At 60.7% G+C, this 16,680-nt stretch carries 15 protein-coding genes; 8 read left to right on the top strand and 7 right to left on the bottom strand.

What is annotated here, in order from left to right:
• Nucleotide 1: 1 nt before the first annotated feature.
• The 5 genes from PP1Y_RS05095 to PP1Y_RS05075 all read right to left on the bottom strand — a co-directional run bounded on the left by PP1Y_RS05095 (nt 2) and on the right by PP1Y_RS05075 (nt 6,592).
• Nucleotides 2–661, bottom strand: coding sequence for an alpha/beta hydrolase (locus PP1Y_RS05095; protein ID WP_051009967.1), 660 nt, complete (start codon nt 659–661; stop codon nt 2–4).
• Nucleotides 658–2,061 carry an FAD-linked oxidase C-terminal domain-containing protein gene (locus PP1Y_RS05090; RefSeq protein ID WP_013837015.1) on the bottom strand — a complete coding sequence of 468 codons (1,404 nt, stop codon included), beginning with the start codon at nt 2,059–2,061 and terminating at the stop codon, nt 658–660. Before PP1Y_RS05090 ends, PP1Y_RS05095 begins: the two co-directional genes overlap by 4 nt.
• 3 nt (nt 2,062–2,064) lie before the next feature.
• A complete protein-coding gene (locus PP1Y_RS05085; RefSeq protein ID WP_148274843.1) occupies nt 2,065–4,194 on the bottom strand; it encodes a TonB-dependent receptor in 2,130 nt (709 codons plus the stop codon).
• 124 nt (nt 4,195–4,318) lie between these two features.
• Nucleotides 4,319–5,092 (bottom strand): SDR family NAD(P)-dependent oxidoreductase, encoded by a 774-nt coding sequence (locus tag PP1Y_RS05080; protein WP_013837013.1) that lies wholly within the window; start codon nt 5,090–5,092, stop codon nt 4,319–4,321.
• A gap of 3 nt (nt 5,093–5,095) precedes the next feature.
• The gene (locus PP1Y_RS05075) at nt 5,096–6,592 is read right to left on the bottom strand and encodes a carboxylesterase/lipase family protein (protein ID WP_013837012.1); all 1,497 of its coding nucleotides are present in this window, start codon (nt 6,590–6,592) and stop codon (nt 5,096–5,098) included.
• Nucleotides 6,593–7,080: 488 nt separating this feature from the next.
• On the opposite strand from PP1Y_RS05075, the gene PP1Y_RS26330 reads away from it, so the two are divergent.
• Nucleotides 7,081–8,346, top strand: coding sequence for a hypothetical protein (locus tag PP1Y_RS26330; RefSeq protein WP_232512272.1), 1,266 nt, complete (start codon nt 7,081–7,083; stop codon nt 8,344–8,346).
• Here PP1Y_RS26330 and PP1Y_RS05060 read toward each other — a convergent pair.
• On the bottom strand, nt 8,264–8,749 hold the full coding sequence (locus tag PP1Y_RS05060) for a Dps family protein (RefSeq protein ID WP_041558406.1): 486 nt from the start codon (nt 8,747–8,749) through the stop codon (nt 8,264–8,266). The two genes, PP1Y_RS26330 and PP1Y_RS05060, sit on opposite strands and share 83 nt — an antisense overlap.
• A 434-nt stretch (nt 8,750–9,183) precedes the next feature.
• Between PP1Y_RS05060 and PP1Y_RS24605 the strand changes: the two genes are divergently transcribed.
• Nucleotides 9,184–9,768 (top strand): helix-turn-helix domain-containing protein, encoded by a 585-nt coding sequence (locus PP1Y_RS24605; protein WP_013837009.1) that lies wholly within the window; start codon nt 9,184–9,186, stop codon nt 9,766–9,768.
• Nucleotides 9,769–9,889: 121 nt separating this feature from the next.
• Here PP1Y_RS24605 and PP1Y_RS05050 read toward each other — a convergent pair whose 3' ends face one another.
• Nucleotides 9,890–10,762: an MBL fold metallo-hydrolase gene (locus PP1Y_RS05050; protein ID WP_158511833.1), complete on the bottom strand. Its 873-nt coding sequence runs from the start codon at nt 10,760–10,762 to the stop codon at nt 9,890–9,892.
• 429 nt (nt 10,763–11,191) lie between these two features.
• Here PP1Y_RS05050 and PP1Y_RS05045 point away from each other — a divergent pair, with 429 nt between their 5' ends.
• The 6 genes from PP1Y_RS05045 to PP1Y_RS05020 all read left to right on the top strand — a co-directional run bounded on the left by PP1Y_RS05045 (nt 11,192) and on the right by PP1Y_RS05020 (nt 16,661).
• Nucleotides 11,192–11,779 carry a M17 family peptidase N-terminal domain-containing protein gene (locus PP1Y_RS05045; protein WP_013837007.1) on the top strand — a complete coding sequence of 196 codons (588 nt, stop codon included), beginning with the start codon at nt 11,192–11,194 and terminating at the stop codon, nt 11,777–11,779.
• A gap of 72 nt (nt 11,780–11,851) precedes the next feature.
• Nucleotides 11,852–12,514: a response regulator transcription factor gene (locus PP1Y_RS05040; protein ID WP_013837006.1), complete on the top strand. Its 663-nt coding sequence runs from the start codon at nt 11,852–11,854 to the stop codon at nt 12,512–12,514.
• Nucleotides 12,515–12,877: 363 nt separating this feature from the next.
• A complete protein-coding gene (locus PP1Y_RS05035) occupies nt 12,878–13,534 on the top strand; it encodes a hydrolase (RefSeq protein ID WP_013837005.1) in 657 nt (218 codons plus the stop codon).
• Between the two features lie 86 nt (nt 13,535–13,620).
• Nucleotides 13,621–14,442: an alpha/beta fold hydrolase gene (locus PP1Y_RS05030; RefSeq protein ID WP_013837004.1), complete on the top strand. Its 822-nt coding sequence runs from the start codon at nt 13,621–13,623 to the stop codon at nt 14,440–14,442.
• A 27-nt stretch (nt 14,443–14,469) separates the two neighbouring features.
• Nucleotides 14,470–14,718 (top strand): DUF1427 family protein, encoded by a 249-nt coding sequence (locus PP1Y_RS05025; RefSeq protein WP_013837003.1) that lies wholly within the window; start codon nt 14,470–14,472, stop codon nt 14,716–14,718.
• Complete coding sequence (locus PP1Y_RS05020; protein WP_013837002.1) at nt 14,715–16,661, top strand: amidohydrolase; 1,947 nt, start codon at nt 14,715–14,717, stop codon at nt 16,659–16,661. Before PP1Y_RS05025 ends, PP1Y_RS05020 begins: the two co-directional genes overlap by 4 nt.
• The last annotated feature ends 19 nt before the right edge of the window (nt 16,662–16,680 follow it).

Genomic DNA, 16,680 nt, shown 5'->3' with positions numbered 1-16,680 from the left:
CTCAGACCTCGATGAACCGGCGCAACGCGGCAAGACGGTCAGCTAACGCACGCCGCGATATATCTGCCGCCGGCATGAGATCGAAGCCATGAAAGGCGCCCGGATAGGGGTTGAGGTCGACTGGCACCCCAGCCGCCAACAGCCTCCGCGCAAACTCGAGATTCTCGTCCACGAAGAAATCGAGCGCACCGGTCGCGATATAGGTCTGCGGCAGTCCGGAAAGGCAATGCGCGCATGCAACCGCGACATAAGGTGAGACGTGCGGACAGCCTGGCTCCGCGCCGAGCAGGGTCTGCCATCCGAAATGGCTGTTAAGCGGGGCCCAGACGAAATCGCCGGCGAAGGGATGCTCAGGAGCTATGCAAGTCCGGTCGTCCAGCATTGGATATGTCAGCAGCTGAAACCTGAGCGCGGGCGCCCCCCGGTCGGGAGCCGGCAAGGCAAGTACCGCCACCAGTCCGCCGCCCGCGCTCTCCCCCATCACACCGATGCGCGCCGGATCGACGCTCTTCGGCTCGACAGGCAGCAGCATCCTAGCTTCGTTCGAACGCAGTTCGGCGAGCGACACAATATCAAGCCAGACAGTCGGCAAGGCATCCAGCAGCGGCAGTAACTGGGGATCGAAGAAGTGGTGGCTCGACAACGCAGGCTTTCCGGTCACAACGAGAAGATCTTTCCCGGATTGAGCAAGTTCTGCGGATCGAGCGCCTGCTTGATCCGGCGCATGACATCAACCGATCCACCCAGCTCTTCCTCAAGCCAGTGCTGCTTGCCGATCCCGATGCCGTGCTCACCGGTGCAGGTTCCGTCCATTGCCAGAGCGCGTTCGACCAGACGCGCATTGATCGCTTCGACCTCTGCCATCTCTTCCGCCGCAGCGGGATCGATGGAGAAGACCACGTGAAAATTACCGTCACCGACATGGCCGAGGATCGTGGCCGGAATACTGGAACCGTCGAGATCTTCGCGCGTCTGCGCGATGCACTCAGCAAGGCGAGAAATCGGGACACAGACATCGGTCGCCCAGCCGATAGCGCCCGGGCGCAAGTTGACCGTGGCGTAGTACGCCTCGTGCCGCGCCCGCCAAAGACGCGTGCGTTCTTCGGGTTGGTTGGACCAGGCAAAGTCGCCCCCCCCGTTTTCGCCGGCTATCGCCTCGACGATCGCAATCTGCTCTGCAACGTAGGCGGGACTGCCGTGGAATTCGAAAAAAAGCGTCGGCAATTCTGGTAGGTCAAGTTTCGACCATTTGTTTACTGCCGCGATCTGCATGGCGTCGAGGATTTCCACGCGTGCTAGCGGCACGCCGGACTGGATCGACTGAACAACCGTATCGACCGCGCCCGCGAGCGTCTCGAAACCGCATACTGCCGCCGAGATGGCCTCCGGGATCGGATGAAGGCGCAAGGTGATTTCGGTGATGATCCCCAGCGTGCCCTCAGACCCCACGTATAGCCGCGTGAGGTCATAGCCTGCCGCCGACTTGCGCGCGCGCCTGCTGGTCCGAATGATTTCACCTTGCGGCGTGACGACGGTCAGGCCCAAGACGGCGTCCTTCATCGTGCCATAACGCACCGCATTGGTGCCCGATGCACGGGTGGAAGCCATGCCGCCGATCGTGGCATTGGCGCCGGGATCGATGGGAAAGAACAGGCCGGTGTCCCGCAAGTGGACGTTGAGTTCTTCGCGCCGGATTCCGGGCTGAACGACGCAGTCGAAATCCTCAGGATGGACCGCAATGATCCGATCCATCCCTGTGAGGTCAAGCGAGACGCCACCGCAAACCGGAATCGTGTTGCCCTCGATCGAAGTGCCAGCCCCGAACGGCACGAGCGGGACTTGCGCTTCGGCGCAGAGCTTCACACAATCAACAACGTCATCGGTCGCGCGAGCAAAAACCACTGCATCCGGCAAGACAGTCTCGAAATGAGTCTCGCTGGCGCCATGCTGCATGCAGATCGCATCCCCGATCGCGAAATTGTCACCGAACCTTGCGACCAATCTGTCGAGAAACCCCTCCGGGATGGGCACGCGTTGGAACGTGAGCGCATCGGTACTCATGGCTCAGAACTTCACCCGGGCGCGCACACCATAGCGACGTGCATCGCCGACGATGCCGATGTCGCTCGGCGTCAGACCGGCGAGGATCAGGGTCGTCTTTTCAATGTAGGATTCAAAGTACTTCTTGTCGAACAGGTTGTTTACGAAGGCGGAAAGTTCGACTGGACCATGGCCCCAGGTGATGGACCCATTGACCAGCGCATAGCTGTTGAGCACCGGCGCGTCGGTTTCGCTCAAGCTTGCTGCGATCCGGCTCCCTTTGCCGATCACGCCTGCGCTAAAGGTGACCTCATCCTTGTCGCCAACCGGAACCGTGTAGTCGGTATTGAGATTGAAATTCCAGTCAGGCTGGAAGGTCAGGCGATTCGAGGCCAACTGGCGACCCGTAACCTCGGTGTAGATCGAGGTATCGGTGAGCCGCGCATGTTGCAGCGAGACCCCGCCGCTGATCGACCAACGTTCGAGCGGCCGCACTTGCGCTTCCAGCTCAACGCCGTAGCTCTCGACGTTGCCGGTATTCAGATCGACAGTGGTGAAGCCGCCCGTCACGGCCGGCGCGATACTGTTCAGGCCGATGTAGTCCTTGTAATCGTTGTAGAAGGCGGCCAAAGACAAGGCCAAGCGACGGTCTGCCGAAGCGTACTTCGCGCCAACTTCATAAGTCCAGACGTTATCGCCCTTGTACGTCCGGAAAGGCGCGACCGGCGAGTTGAAGCCACCGCCGCGAAAACCGCGCGAGATCGAGGCGTACGTCATGACCTCGCCTGTCCAGTGGTAGGTGATCGCAACGCGCGGCGAGAGGTGATTTTCGGAGAGCCGCGCATTGGGGATCGGGCCCCCATCGCCATTGATGAAGACCGCTCCAGTAGCATGGCGCTTCTGGTCGTCGTAGCGCAGACCCGCGGACAGCTCGATCGCGTCGGTCGGCCGCCAGAAGATGTTGCCGTAGATGGCCCAGGTGTTGTTGCCAGTATGGCTGATCTGCTGGTTCCTGATGTCGAGCACGCCCGGGAACAGCGTGGTTATCGTATCACCGTCGCGCGTCTCACGACTGTAGAAAAGGCCAACGATCGAACTCAAAGTGCTCGAGAGCTTGGTATCGAAACGCAGCTCCGCCGTGCGCGTACGCAAGATATCTAGGCCGTCGTTGCGGGCAATATCCACGGGCGAGAAGTCGAGGTCCCCGTCCGGCAACCGCGCAACTCGTTCGTCGAAGGCGCCAACGAGGGTCACGTCAGTATTAATCGCGGCGACCGGGAACTCGAGCTTGCCGTTAAGACGTTTGTAGTGAAGGTTCTGGAGATTCGTGGCATTGAACGCGATATTGCGCTGGTAATCTTGTGGCCCGCTCACAAAGGAATAAGGCAGAGACCCGGATAACACCCAGTCGTACGAGCCATTGACTGTGAGAACGACGTCTGCGACCGGAGTGGCACGAATGGTCGCATTGATGGTATCTGTATTGAGCGTATTGGCGTAGCGATTGAGCAAGGTGTTCTTGATGAACCCGTCCTGCTGGCGATGGCCATAGGCGACACGAACCTGCAGCCGGTCCTTGACAATCGGTCCGCTGATCGACCCGGAAGTGAACCAACTGTCGTCAGATCCGGCATAGCTGGCGATGGCGGTGCCTTCGAACGTGTTGCCCGGTTGCTTGGTAATGATGTTAATTGCGCCGCCCAGCGTATTCTTGCCGTAGAGCGTGCCTTGCGGCCCGCGCAGCACTTCCACACGTTCAACATCGACCAGCGGATTGTTCAGGTAGGAGGTATTCTGCTGATATACACCGTCGATAAAAAGTCCGACGCCCGGCTGGACGGTGTCAACGAGCGTAACGCCGACGCCGCGGATGGCGATGAAGGCGCGTCCGCCTCCGTCACTGTTGATATTGAGGCCGGGGGTCAGTGAGGCAATGTCGCGCACAGACGACAGCCCGCGCTTCTCGATGATGTCGCCTGTTACCGCGGTCGCGGCTACCGGAACGTCTTTTAGCGTCTCGGTGCGCTTGCGGGCGGTCACGACGATCTCACCAATGCCTGCGCCGCCGACTTCACTATTCGCATCCTGCGCACGGGCAGTGGCGGGGATGGCGGTGACCATCGTGGTGACAGCAAGTACGGCACAAAAACGCATGGTAAACCTCTCCTGGTTTCGGGCGACATTGCGCCCTTTCTTGCTTTTCCTTCTAGCTACATCAGGACCTATCTGAAAGGTTTGGCACTGTGCCGAGCATCAGTTTGACTGTGCCGCGTGACCCTCACCAACAGGTATACCCGCCATCGGCAAGCACGATGCTACCGGTCATGAGACTTGCGGCATCCGAGGCAAGGAACAGGACGACCGAGGCTACTTCTTCGGGTGTGCCTAGCCTGCCTTGGGGCGTCCCGTCGATCCAGCGGCGGTACATCTCGCTGGAGGTGTCCGCGAAGGCATTGAGCGGGGTGGAGATATAGGTCGGCGCCACGGCATTGACTCTGATCCCGCGCCGAGCCCACTCGGCAGCGAGGCTACGGGTCAACTGATGGACCGCCGCCTTGGAGGCATTGTAGTAGCTTTGTGGCTGAGGGCGATTGACGACGAACCCGCTCATCGATCCGATATTGACGATGGAGCCCTCTTCCGCGGCCAGCATGTGACGACCGAATGCACGGGCGCACCAGAAAGTACCATTGAGGTTAACATCGAGAACATTAAGCCAATGCTCGTCTGCCACATCCTGAGCTGCCGTATCGCTGCGCGCTATTCCCGCATTGTTAACCAGGACGTCGATCTTGCCTTCACGTTCGAGCATTGCATCGGCGGCGACCGTCACTGCTGCGGAATCCGTCACGTCCAGGACCTGGGTCGCGACTTGATATCCCTTGGCCTCGAGCGCGCCGCGCGCTTCGTCCAAACGAGCCAGGTTGTTATCTGCGATCGTGACACGAGCACCGGCTTCGGAGAGAGCCTCGGCACAACACAAGCCAATTCCCTGTCCACCGCCAGTAACAAATGCCGTGCGGCCGTCCAGCCGCAAGCTTTCAAGATACATATCCTACTCCGGAAGATGGTATGCGGCGGGAAGCACGTCTTCGCGAACGGTATCCCCGCGCTCCAACAGATGAACCTGGCGGGTCTGCCCGTCGAACTGTGGCCACGGTAAGGTACCGTCCCTGGCGAATTCGACCCAGAGCGCGTGAACCCGCTTGGCCAGAGCCTGCGGCGGCGCTTCGCCGGCCAGCCCCTGCGGTCCTGTCGCAACTGGCAAGGTGTCGAAGACAAAGGGCAATTCGATCGCATGACATGCGCCCAACTCTCCTTCAAATGCGGGAGAGCGCCAGTCGAACTCGTAGAACCAGGTCCGGCCTTGGTGCGCAGCCGCATATTGGCGAGCTGGCCAGCGAAACACGAGGTCATGCATCGCCCGCGTGAAAGCATCGCCCGGACGCACACCTCTCTTGCCCATTCCGTAGTCGCGCAGCACGGCTCCGGGATTGGGCTGCGAGCGCCCCAGCACCCAGCGTGAAAGGATGCGCCCAATCTTGCGCCTGATGCCTGTCGGTACGAAATAAAGGTTCATCTCTTCTGAATTGGTGCCGATCAACACATCGATATCGCAACCAACACCACTCTTGAGCGCTGCCATGGGGGACTGTGGCAAGACGTCGTCGCCGATTACAGGTATGAAACGGCTGATGCCAAAAACAGGTTCGCGCCCATCGGCACCGCGCAGATCAAGACGGGCGAAGGGCTTTGAGACTCTCGCCATCGCATCAAGTCCGTCCTCTATGCCCACTTTGCGAAAGCCATCTGCATCGGGCGATACCTTCAGGGTCCTGGCGAGCTTTCGGACCAAACGCTGCGCTACGGGAATTTCCCGAACCATTGACCCATGGCCGCTCTGGATGATGGCCCTCTGAAACAGCCCTGCGGCAAGCGGCGAAGTGACGAGATCTGCGATGGCCATCGCTCCCGCGCTTTCGCCAAAGACCGTCACGTTTTCCGGATTGCCGCCAAATGCGGCTACGTTCTCGTGCACCCATTGCAGGGCAAAGATCATGTCCCGCAGCCCGAGATTGGTCGGCGCGCCTGGGACCGGAAGAAAGCCGTCAATGCCAAGCCGGTAATTGATCGCGACGCAGACGACTCCTGACCGGGCAAAGCTGCCGCCATCCTGCACCGGGGCGTCCTTGCTGCCCACAACAAACCCACCGCCATGGATGAACACCATGACAGGCCATCCTTCGCCACTAGCGGGCTTCCATATGTTGAGATTGAGGTAATCTGCGCCGCGTGTCCCCCCGTCACCCACCAAGGCCAGAACATCGATGCCCGGAAACGGCGTGACTCGGTGCGGAGCGCTCGGTCCTTGTAGATCGGCCTCACGGATGCCTGCCCAAGCGTTCGGCGGAGAAGGAAGTTCGAACCTGACGGGCGCCGCTGCATAAGGAATGCCCAGGAAGCGATCGACCCCATCGATGCGTCGTCCTCTGACGAGGCCGTAGTGGGTGTCTGCGATTGGCCCCGAAGGGGATGAATGAGTGTCTCCCATCCCAAGTCTGTTACCACGATCAATTGAGCAGGTGTCCGTCCCAATGTGTGCAAGACAGCAGAAATTGTGTGCTCATAATTAAACGGGAAACGAGCCAAAGCTATCCTGTGTCTATTGCACAACCGCAGCGGAAGGAAGACTGAACGGGTCCATCGTACATTCCCGGGATGTGACAATCGGTGTAGGATGAGCTTCTGACGCTCCAGCTGTTCCATCAGTAATTCAACAGCTTGTGGGTAACGCGAAGCTGGCTGCGAATCCTGCCGCCCCAGCCAGCATTCATCCAAGCGACTGATTTATAAGCGTGGCAGGCCCAGAGCTCCGATTCGGGAGTCGGAGCGTGTAGCCACAGGGTGTCAGTCGGCCCGATGCGTTCCTGCCACCAGCTCTTTCGCCGCGGAGCGGTCTATTACTACCGGCAAGCGATCCGCTGGCCGGATGGCGGCACATATCGTATAGCTCTGAGCCTGCTGACGCGGAGACTCGCCGTGGCTAGACAACGCGCGATCCGGCTGGCCGGCGTTGCCGAAACGGTCCGGTTCAGCCTGGAACACGATCCGGGTGACCCACCCTTCACCCCGGAGCAGCGCAATGCGCAGTTTCGTCGGCTGCTCGCCATCGAACGCGATCGCCTGGAAGCCCTGCACCTGCAGGTCCTCGACCAAGTCCCTGGCTCCACCGACCGCGAGGCCTTCGTCTGTCAGGTCTTCAACGATCTCGAACGATTCTCCCAAGCGCTGGTGTGGGGCGGCATGCCCGATGACGCGGACGCGTCATCCCTCGGCGCCGCCGGCCTGCGCATGACGGAGCTTTGCCTTGCCCGCTGGCAGGCCGAGGTCAACGCCGAACTTGAGTCCCAGAACCTCGCGGATACCGCCCCGCTGCGCCGGGCAATTTGCAAGATCATCCACCAGGCGCGGGTTGCCGCGATCCGCGAATTGCGCGGGGGCGCCACCCCGCGTTCGCAAGTGCGCGGCCATGATGGCGCCAGCCCCCCTCCCCGCGGGGCCCCGCCCCCCGCACGTGGCGATGCGCACGCCGGCGCCGATCTCGCGCGAAGCAGAGCCCCGACGGGGATGGGCTGGCCGGGACGACATGCGCGCGAAGGGCAGCCGCGGCGGCATGTCCCTCCTCTGGACGAACCGGTAGCCGAGTGGGCCGTCGTTACCGTGGCGGAGGCGGCAAGTCGCTACCTCACCAGCGTGCCACGAGCCGGTGGCTGTGCCCCGGGAAAACGCCGGCAGGTGCACAAGGGCCGGGACGATAAAACCAGGAACCAGTTCGCAAGCGCTGCGATGCTCCTGGGCAAGGCTTTCCCGGCCCCCATCTGGCGGTTGCAGCAGGACGATCTCGATCGGTTCGCAGGCTTGCTCGACAAACTTCCAGCCCACAGCCATCACAAATGCGAACGGCATCAGAACATGAGCCTCGAGGCCATTATTGCCGAAGCAGAAGCGCTCGTCGCGGCTGGAAAGCTCGCCGAAGACAAAATCGGTCTCCTGCCGCCGACCAGCAATCGCCACTTCCGGTTCCTGCGCACCCTGTGCACTTGGGTTCGCGCGCGCGTGCCGCAAATGGCGGACTTGCAGTGGGACGACTATATCCTTCCCGACCAGCGCGACGCGCGCGATCAACGCCTCGCGTTTACCCCTGAGCAAGGCAAAAAACGGATCAGCGCGTCCGCGTCGCTTCGAAGAGAAACCAGCGACGGCCTTCCGTCTCATCGAGCCAGGTTTCGACCAGGCTGGCGGTAGCGATGTCGCCATGTTCGTTGCAAAGAGCATGCATTTCATGGAGGCGCCGCGCTAGATCGCCATTGTCGTCCCGTAATTCGGTGAGCATGTCGAGGGGATCGACATAGTCGGCATCGTTGTCGAGCACGCGCTGGACGCGCGCGATGTGGCCGATCGAGCGAATGGTTGTCCCGCCAAGCTTGCGCACTCGCTCCGCGATCGTGTCGGTCGTCGCGAATATCTGGGCCGCCTGATCGTCGAGCAGCAGATGATAGTCGCGAAAGTGCGGCCCCGAAATGTGCCAGTGAAAGTTCTTGGTCTTGAGGTAGAGAGCGAACATATCGCCCAAGAGCGCCGTAAGCGCGGCGGAAATGTCGCGCGATGCATTCTCACCCAGCCCCGTTGGCGTCGCGAGCGGGGCCATTCGGGCGGCCTTGAGCCGGTCGGTCACATTTAAACTCCTTGAAAGAGCAGGATCGGTCGCTTGGTTAGCGGGACGCTGCGCCTCAGAATTGTCAAATTCACACCTCATTTGGATCGTGCACCGGGATTGCGAATTTGGGCGGCCGGAGACCTCGCGCGCTCTTCTTGAAATAGGGGACGACAGCGCCGCCACGTCAGCGCTTGGATGAAGTTAGCTCACAGGGGGTGCCAATTTGCGCCTCGTCAGAGGGGGCGAAGTCGTCTCGCATTGGGCTATCGTTCAAATGGGCGCCCAATCATCATGTCGACACATCGGAAGAGTGCCTGACGGAATGATTTGCGTGAGCGAACCGCCACCAGCCCGCCAGCTTCATCCACCGTGCTGCTGGCTCGTCGGCAGCAAATCGCTGCTGAACTGAGACAGGGGTGCCGGCCATGTATCAAGAATTTCAATCTCTGCCGCCGGGGGAGACCCAGTCCTCACCCTTCCAGCAGGCCGTGTTTTCCATGCAGATCGTCTCTTTGCTTGCCGGCGCGCGCAGATCGCTGGATGAGGACCTCAATCTCGCGCGGCACTATCTCGATCAGCTTTCAGCGCTGTTCGAGAGCGACTTCCAGGATGACATTCCCGAAGGGGTCCTTCTTCCGCAGCGCCTCTCGGGAACTATGGGCCTGACAAAAGGGGGCCTAGCCAGTTGGCAAGTCCGGCGGGTTACCGAGCATATTGAGGATCGGCTCGATAAGCCCTTGATAACCGAAGATCTGGCAACCGTGGCGCGGTTGAGTACTGGCCATTTCTGTCGCGCGTTCAAGGCGAGTATGGGTGAGACGCCTCACTCCTACATCATCAGGCAAAGGCTGCGGCGCGCTCAAACACTGATGCTGAAGACGCGCGACACGCTATCCCAAATCGCATGCGCCTGCGGTCTCACCGACCAGGCCCATTTGACCCGGCTTTTTAGGCGGAACATCGGCACAACCCCAATGACCTGGCGCCGGGACTGGCAACTCGCTGCCTAAAGTGCACCGTCGCGACAGGAGGTCCTTCGGCGACTATCAATGAACTCAGATCAGCGACTAAGCTAACACCCGGCCCGAAAAAGGCGACAGGCAGATAACTTGCGGAGCGGCCCTATGGAATTCACCGGTTGAGCGTATAGTTCGCGGGTACCCACTGATACGCGCCATGCGGCAGTTTCGACACATGCCCGATGCCAGGGAAGGATATATGCGCACCGGCGATCCACCAGCCCTTGGCGGCAGCCTCCTCCAAAATTTCCTTGCGTGCCGAAACCGCTTCGGGGACTTTCCAGTCATATTCGATGGCTATATCGGGCCGCGGAAACTGGACTGCCGCCATATGGACCGTGTCCCCCCAAAACAGCATCGACTGCCCTCCATCCTGAAGCAGAAAGAAGCTGTGCCCTGGGGTGTGACCTGTTGCAGCTCTGGCGGTCAATCCCGGCGCGAGGGCAGCGTTTGCGGAAAACGGCTGCAGACGTCCCGCATCGATATAGGGTTTGAGGACTTTCTGGATTGCCGGAAAGAATGGCTGCAGCAATTGGCCGACCTGATCCTTGTTGGCGTTGTTGGTCCAAAAGTCGAAGTCGGCCGCGGACACATGGATGTTCGCTTTGGGGAAGACCATCTTCCCGTCCTTGAGGAGGCCACCGGCATGATCCTCATGGAGATGCGTGATATAGACGTCCTCGATCTGTGCGGGCGAATAGCCGGAGGCGATCAACGCGCTTACGAGCCCGCCTCCTTCCTTGCCGTAGAGGTCACCGGCGCCGGTATCGATGAGAACTAGCCGGCCATCAAGGTTGATCAGAAAGGCGTTGATCATTCCTTCAAAGGGTGAGGAGAGGAACTCATCGGCGAGAAGTCCGTCGATCTCTCCTGGCCTGGCGCCAACGGCGAGCTTTGCTGCGGGGAACGGATGGGTGCCATCGAGAAGCGCCGTGACTTCGAAATGGCCCAGGTGCATCCGAAAGAAGCCCGGAGCCTGGCGCACTGCCGATTGGATATTTTCAACCGGCGCCGGCTGGCTTGCACCAATGGAGGGTAGCATCGCAATCGCGATGGGCCCGCCGAGAGCAATTCTGACGAATATCGATGATGTCATGAGACGCTCCAGCTCACCTGCATTCTTCGCGCTATCCTAGACGCGATCGCGGGAGGGGGCCTTGGACAGGTGCCTCATGAATCGGCGATTCCTGACGCAAAGCGGCCTGCATCGGTGCTTTGCCGGAAGTGATCGGCCAACAAGGGACCTGGGGCCAATTCTTGCCGTGCAGATCGAGGGTAAGCGTCTGCGCCTGATCGAAAAACGCAGATGTGTCCAAATTCTGTCAGCCCGGAACAGGACGAGCGCCAACATGAGTAGGAACGTGCGCACGTCCGGAGTGCTCGAATTGTCAGGGAGGGAAGAGAGATTGGCGCTATGGAGCAGGTTACACCGCTAACGATAGGCCGCCGGGGACCGATTAGCTTCAAGGTCGCGCAGATTGATGTGGTGTGCGCGGACGTAGACCTGCTTGTCGTCGGAATGTTCGAGCAAGACGTGGCCAATCGCCCAAAGGGCGGAGCCGATCAACTCGACCGTGTACTGGACGGGACCTTGAGTCGGCTGCGCAAGGGCGGGATCTTCAATGGCACGGCGGGCGAGACCCTTGTGCTCGCCACGCCGCCCGCACCAATTCGGGCCCGGTCGCTGATGCTTATCGGCATGGGGGACGGTATTGCGCCGATCTCAACGGCCGCCCGACATCCCGCGGAACTAGCCATGTGCACGGCGCTTCGGATGAATGCTCGTTCGGCAGGCTGCCTTCTCATGTGGCTTGAGCGCGATATCCCAGCTGAAATGGTCGAAGCGATGGCTGCGACGATGATGGAGGGCGTGCTCAAGGCGGTCGCCGAAAGGGCACGACGCGAGCCCCTTCCCGAGCTCGAATGGACCTTCGACATCCGGAACGGCGATGCCGCACGAACCGCGCAGGCGCTGAGCCATTCGCTCACCGCGGCGCCGTGAGAAAATTGGCGCTGCGAAGAATGAGATCATGATGTATGTATCGATCAAGTGTAGGAAAATATTGAACGTACCATGCAGACCAGGGTGACAAACAGGACAGCTGCGACCGGGCAGGCACCGACGATTTCAGTGCTGCTCGTGGACGACCATCTTCTCCTGCGCGAGGGGGTCCGCGCCGTCGTCACGACCCAGAGCGATATCGAGATCATTGGCGAGGCGAGCAGCGGCGCCGAAGGCATTGCGGAATATACCCGTCTTCGGCCCGACATCGTGTTGATGGACCTGCAAATGGCTGACATGTCGGGGGTGGACGCGATTGCGGCGATCCGGTCGAACTTTCCCGACGCAAAGATCATCGTACTCACAACCTATTCCGGCGATGGCCGCGCCATCAAGGCTCTGCGCGCGGGCGCGATGGGCTATCTGATGAAGGCCAGCCTTCGCAAAGAACTACTCGACGCCATTCGTTCGGTGCATCACGGAGGAAAGCATCTCGACGCGTCGATCGCGACAGCCATCGCGATGCACGTCCTCGAAGACGCCCTTTCGGACCGCGAAGCCGCGGTGCTCTCGCTCGCAGCCTGGGGCAACTCGAACAAGCAGATCGCTGCGCGCCTCGATATCACCGAAGAGACCGTCAAAGGTCATATGAAGATCGTCTTCTCGAAGCTAGGTGCCACCGACCGCACCCATGCCGTGACGATTGCCGCCAAGCGGGGGCTGATCGACCTTTAGCCTCCAGCTTACTTTGGCCGAACGATAAAGGGCCACCGGCACCTTCCCCACATTATCTTGAATTCGTGCGCCACCAGGGATCGCTTCCCGACTGACGGTCGCGACGCCAACTTATGATCGCAGATGGCTGTTTGCGTCAGAGCGATCCAAGACCGGCTCCCGCTAAGAGCCTAGGATCGCGGACAAGCCGATGCTCCCGGCCGAATGCCCTCGCGAAAGTCTCTCAGCGCGATGTGGCGATGATTGGGAGCCGGCCAACCGATTAGAACTTGGGAGCGACCGGTCGGATGAAATCCGGTCAGTCACACTCCTCGAGCAAGCCCACAGGCAGCCAGACGCTGTCCGACAAGAAGGAGCCTTTGTATGCCAGTCACCGCCACGCCCACACCCGGAAAATCACTGATTTCGCCGACCGATCACACGCTGATCCTCATCGATTTCCAGTCGCAGATGTCGTTCGCGACCAAGTCGATTGCGTCCGAACTGCTGCGCAACAATGCGGCTCTGATCAGCCGGGCTGCGAAATCGTTCAACGTCTCAACGATCCTGACGACGGTCGCCGAGAAAAGCTTCTCCGGCCCCATGTTCAGTGAAATCACCGACGCATTCCCGGGGCAGGCACTGCTCGACCGGACGTCGATGAACACTTGGGAAGATGCGGCCGTGATCGAAGAAGTCAATCGCATCGGGAAAGAGCGGATCGTGTTTGCCGGCCTGTGGACCAGCGTCTGCATCGTCGGCCCGGTCGCCTCTTCGATCGACCAGGGCTTCGACGCCTATTTCATCGCGGACGCATGCGGCGACATCTCCGAAGAGGCGCATGAGCGCGCAGTCCAGCGGATGATCCAGCTCGGTGCAAAGCCGATGACCTCGCTGCAATATATGCTCGAGTTGCAGCGCGACTGGGCGCGCACCGAAACCTATGACTCGACCACCGGCATCGCCAAGGAATTCGGCGGCGCCTACGGTCTCGGTATCAAATACGCCAAGACGATGTTCGGGGCCTCCGAAGGCCACTGATGCAGAACGGGGCTGGCGACTAGACCCCCCCCTCCCCGCCCATCGCCAGCCCCAACCCTTCGATACAGATAAAGAGGAATCGGGTTATGAGTTTCGTGGCGACCAAGGACGGTACAAGGATATTCTATCGTGATTTCGGGCAGGGTCGGCCCATCGTTTTTTCGCACGGCTGGCCGCTCAACGCGGACGCATGGGACGGGCAAATGCTGTTTCTCGCGCAGAATGGCTTTCGTGTCATCGCGCATGATCGGCGTGGGCATGGCCGGTCGGATCAGCCTGCTGCCGGCAACGATATGGACACCTATTCAGACGATCTCGCGGTGGTCATCGAAGCGCTCGATCTCAAGGACGCGATACTCGTCGGCCATTCGACCGGCGGCGGTGAAATTACGCGCTATGTGACACGCCACGGCACTGCCCGCGTCGCGAAGATGGTTCTGCTCGGTGCAGTCACGCCGCTGATGGGTGCGATCAACGGTAATGACGATGGCGTTCCGATCGCGGTGGTCGACGGCGTACGCAAAGCGACCCTCGACAACCGCTCGCAGCTGTTCCTCGATTTCCCCGACGTCTTCTTCGGCATGAACAAGCCGGGCGCGTCCAAAAGCGAAGGCTGGCGCTATTCCTTCTGGCTGCAGGGCATGATGGGCGGCATCCATGGCCAATATGCCTGTATCGAGCAATTCTGGGCCAGCGATTTCCGCGAGGAAATGAAATCGATCACCATTCCGGTACTGGTTGTGCACGGCGATGGCGATGAGGTCGTGCCGATTGCAACGACCGGCAAGCGTTCGGCCGAGATCCTGCCGAATGCGACACTCAAAATCTATGAAGGGGCGCCGCATGGCTTCCCCGCGACACATCAGGACCGGCTGAATGCCGATCTGCTCGAGTTCGCACGCGACTGACCGGTAGGCACTGAGGGGGAATCTGTCATGAAACCTTACCTGATCTCACTGGCTGTGGGACTGCTAGTCGGCCTCATCTACAGCCTACTCAACGTCCGCTCCCCGGCTCCGCCGACAATTGCTCTCCTTGGTTTGCTCGGCATGTTGCTTGGCGAACAGATCATCCCCATCGCCAAAAGGATCGCGGCGGGCAAGGAAGTGACTTCTTTCGTACGAACGGACTGCGCCGAGCATGTTCTCGGCCGGCCCATCGGACAACGGAAGGACGAGGTATGAGCATCACCCGGCGCAGCACGCTCGCTGGTGCTGGCGCAGCTGCCGTCGGCGCCTTGCTCCCATATCCCCTGTTTGGAAGGAACGCTCCTGTGCCCCAGCGCGACCTGATAATCATCAATGCCAAAGTCACCACGCTCGATCGCGAGAACCCCGAAGCGCAGGCGATCGCCATACGCGACGGAAAGTTCCTCGCGGTGGGGAGCGAAGTGGAAGTTCGCCAGGCTGCCGAAACGGGCGCAACGCTAATCGACGCGATGGGTCGCAGGGTGATCCCGGGGCTGATCGACAGTCACATGCACATCATCCGCGGCGGCCTCAATTTCAACATGGAACTGCGCTGGGATGGTGTCCCGTCGCTTTCCGAGGCGATGGCGATGCTCAAGGCGCAGGTCGACCGTACGCCGGCTCCACAATGGGTGCGCGTCGTCGGCGGCTTTACCGAACATCAGTTTGCCGAGAAGCGGCTTCCGACCCTTGACGAGCTCAACGCCGTTGCGCCCGAGACACCGGTCTTCATTCTCCATCTCTATGATCGCGCGCTGCTCAATGCGGCCGCCCTTCGGGTCGTCGGCTATACGAAAGACACGCCCAATCCGCCCGGCGGCGAGATCGTGCGCGACGCCTCCGGCAATCCCACCGGACTGCTGCTGGCGCATCCGAATGCGACGATCCTCTATTCCACGCTCGCCAAGGGGCCGAAGCTCCCGGAGGAGTATCAGATCAACTCGACCCGCCATTTCATGCGCGACGTGAACAGCCTAGGCGTCACGGGCGTAATCGACGCGGGTGGCGGATATCAGAACTATCCCGAAGACTATCAGATCATCGAGAAGCTTCACCAGGATGGCGAGCTGACAGTCCGCATCAGCTACAATCTGTTCACGCAGAAGCCGAAGGAAGAGCTGGCGGATTTCTCCAGCTGGGTGAAGCAAGTGAAGCCTGGGCAAGGCGATGACAGCTACCGCCACAACGGCGCGGGCGAGATGCTGGTCTACTCCGCGGCCGATTTCGAAGATTTCCGTGTCGCTCGCCCGGACTTGCCTCCCAGCATGGAAGGCGATCTCGAGCCGGTTATCCGGCTGCTCGCCGAGAATCGCTGGCCATGGCGACTGCACGCGACCTACGACGAGACGATCGGCCGCGCGCTCGACGTTTATGAAAAGGTCAATCGCGATATCCCGCTCGCCGGCATCAACTGGTTCTTCGACCATGCCGAGACCATCAGCGATCGCAATATAGACCGGATTGCCGCCTTGGGTGGCGGCATCGCCGTGCAGCACCGTATGGCGTATCAGGGCGAGTATTTCGTCGAGCGCTATGGTGCGAAGGCCGCCGAACGCACGCCGCCGATCGCGAAAATGATCGCGGCCGGCATTCCGGTCGGAGCCGGCACCGACGCGACGCGCGTCGCCAGCTACAACCCCTGGGTGTCATTGTCCTGGCTGGTCACCGGCCGGACTGTGGGCGGCCTCAAGCTCTATCCGGGCGCCAATCGCGTAAGCCGCGAAAAGGCGCTCGCCATGTGGACACATGAGAACACGTGGTTCTCGAACGAGGTCGGCACGAAGGGCCGGATCAAGGCGGGCCAACTCGCCGATCTCGCGGTCCTCTCCGACGATTATTTCTCGGTGCCTGAGGATGAGATTGTTCATATCCGATCGGTCCTGACCCTGCTTGGCGGCAAGGCGGTCCATGGCGAGGGGGATTATGGGCCCATCGCGCCCGAACTTCCCAAACCCATGCCCGACTGGTCGCCGGTCGCAATTTTCGGCGGCTATCACAAGACACCCGAGGCAAAGGCGAAGCTTGCTGCGGCCTGCGGCTGCCACTCCGCCTGCTCGGTTCACGGCCATGATCATGCCGCAGCCCTTGCTGCAAATGTGCCCGCCCATGACGTTCAGACCTTCTGGGGCTCGCTCGGCTGCGGCTGCTGGGCCGTCTGAACCAATGCTCCGGTCAGGA

Source organism: Novosphingobium sp. PP1Y, assembly GCF_000253255.1.
Classification (GTDB): domain Bacteria; phylum Pseudomonadota; class Alphaproteobacteria; order Sphingomonadales; family Sphingomonadaceae; genus Novosphingobium.
Note: the sequence above shows the minus strand (reverse complement) of the source record. Positions and strands in the feature narration are given on the sequence as shown.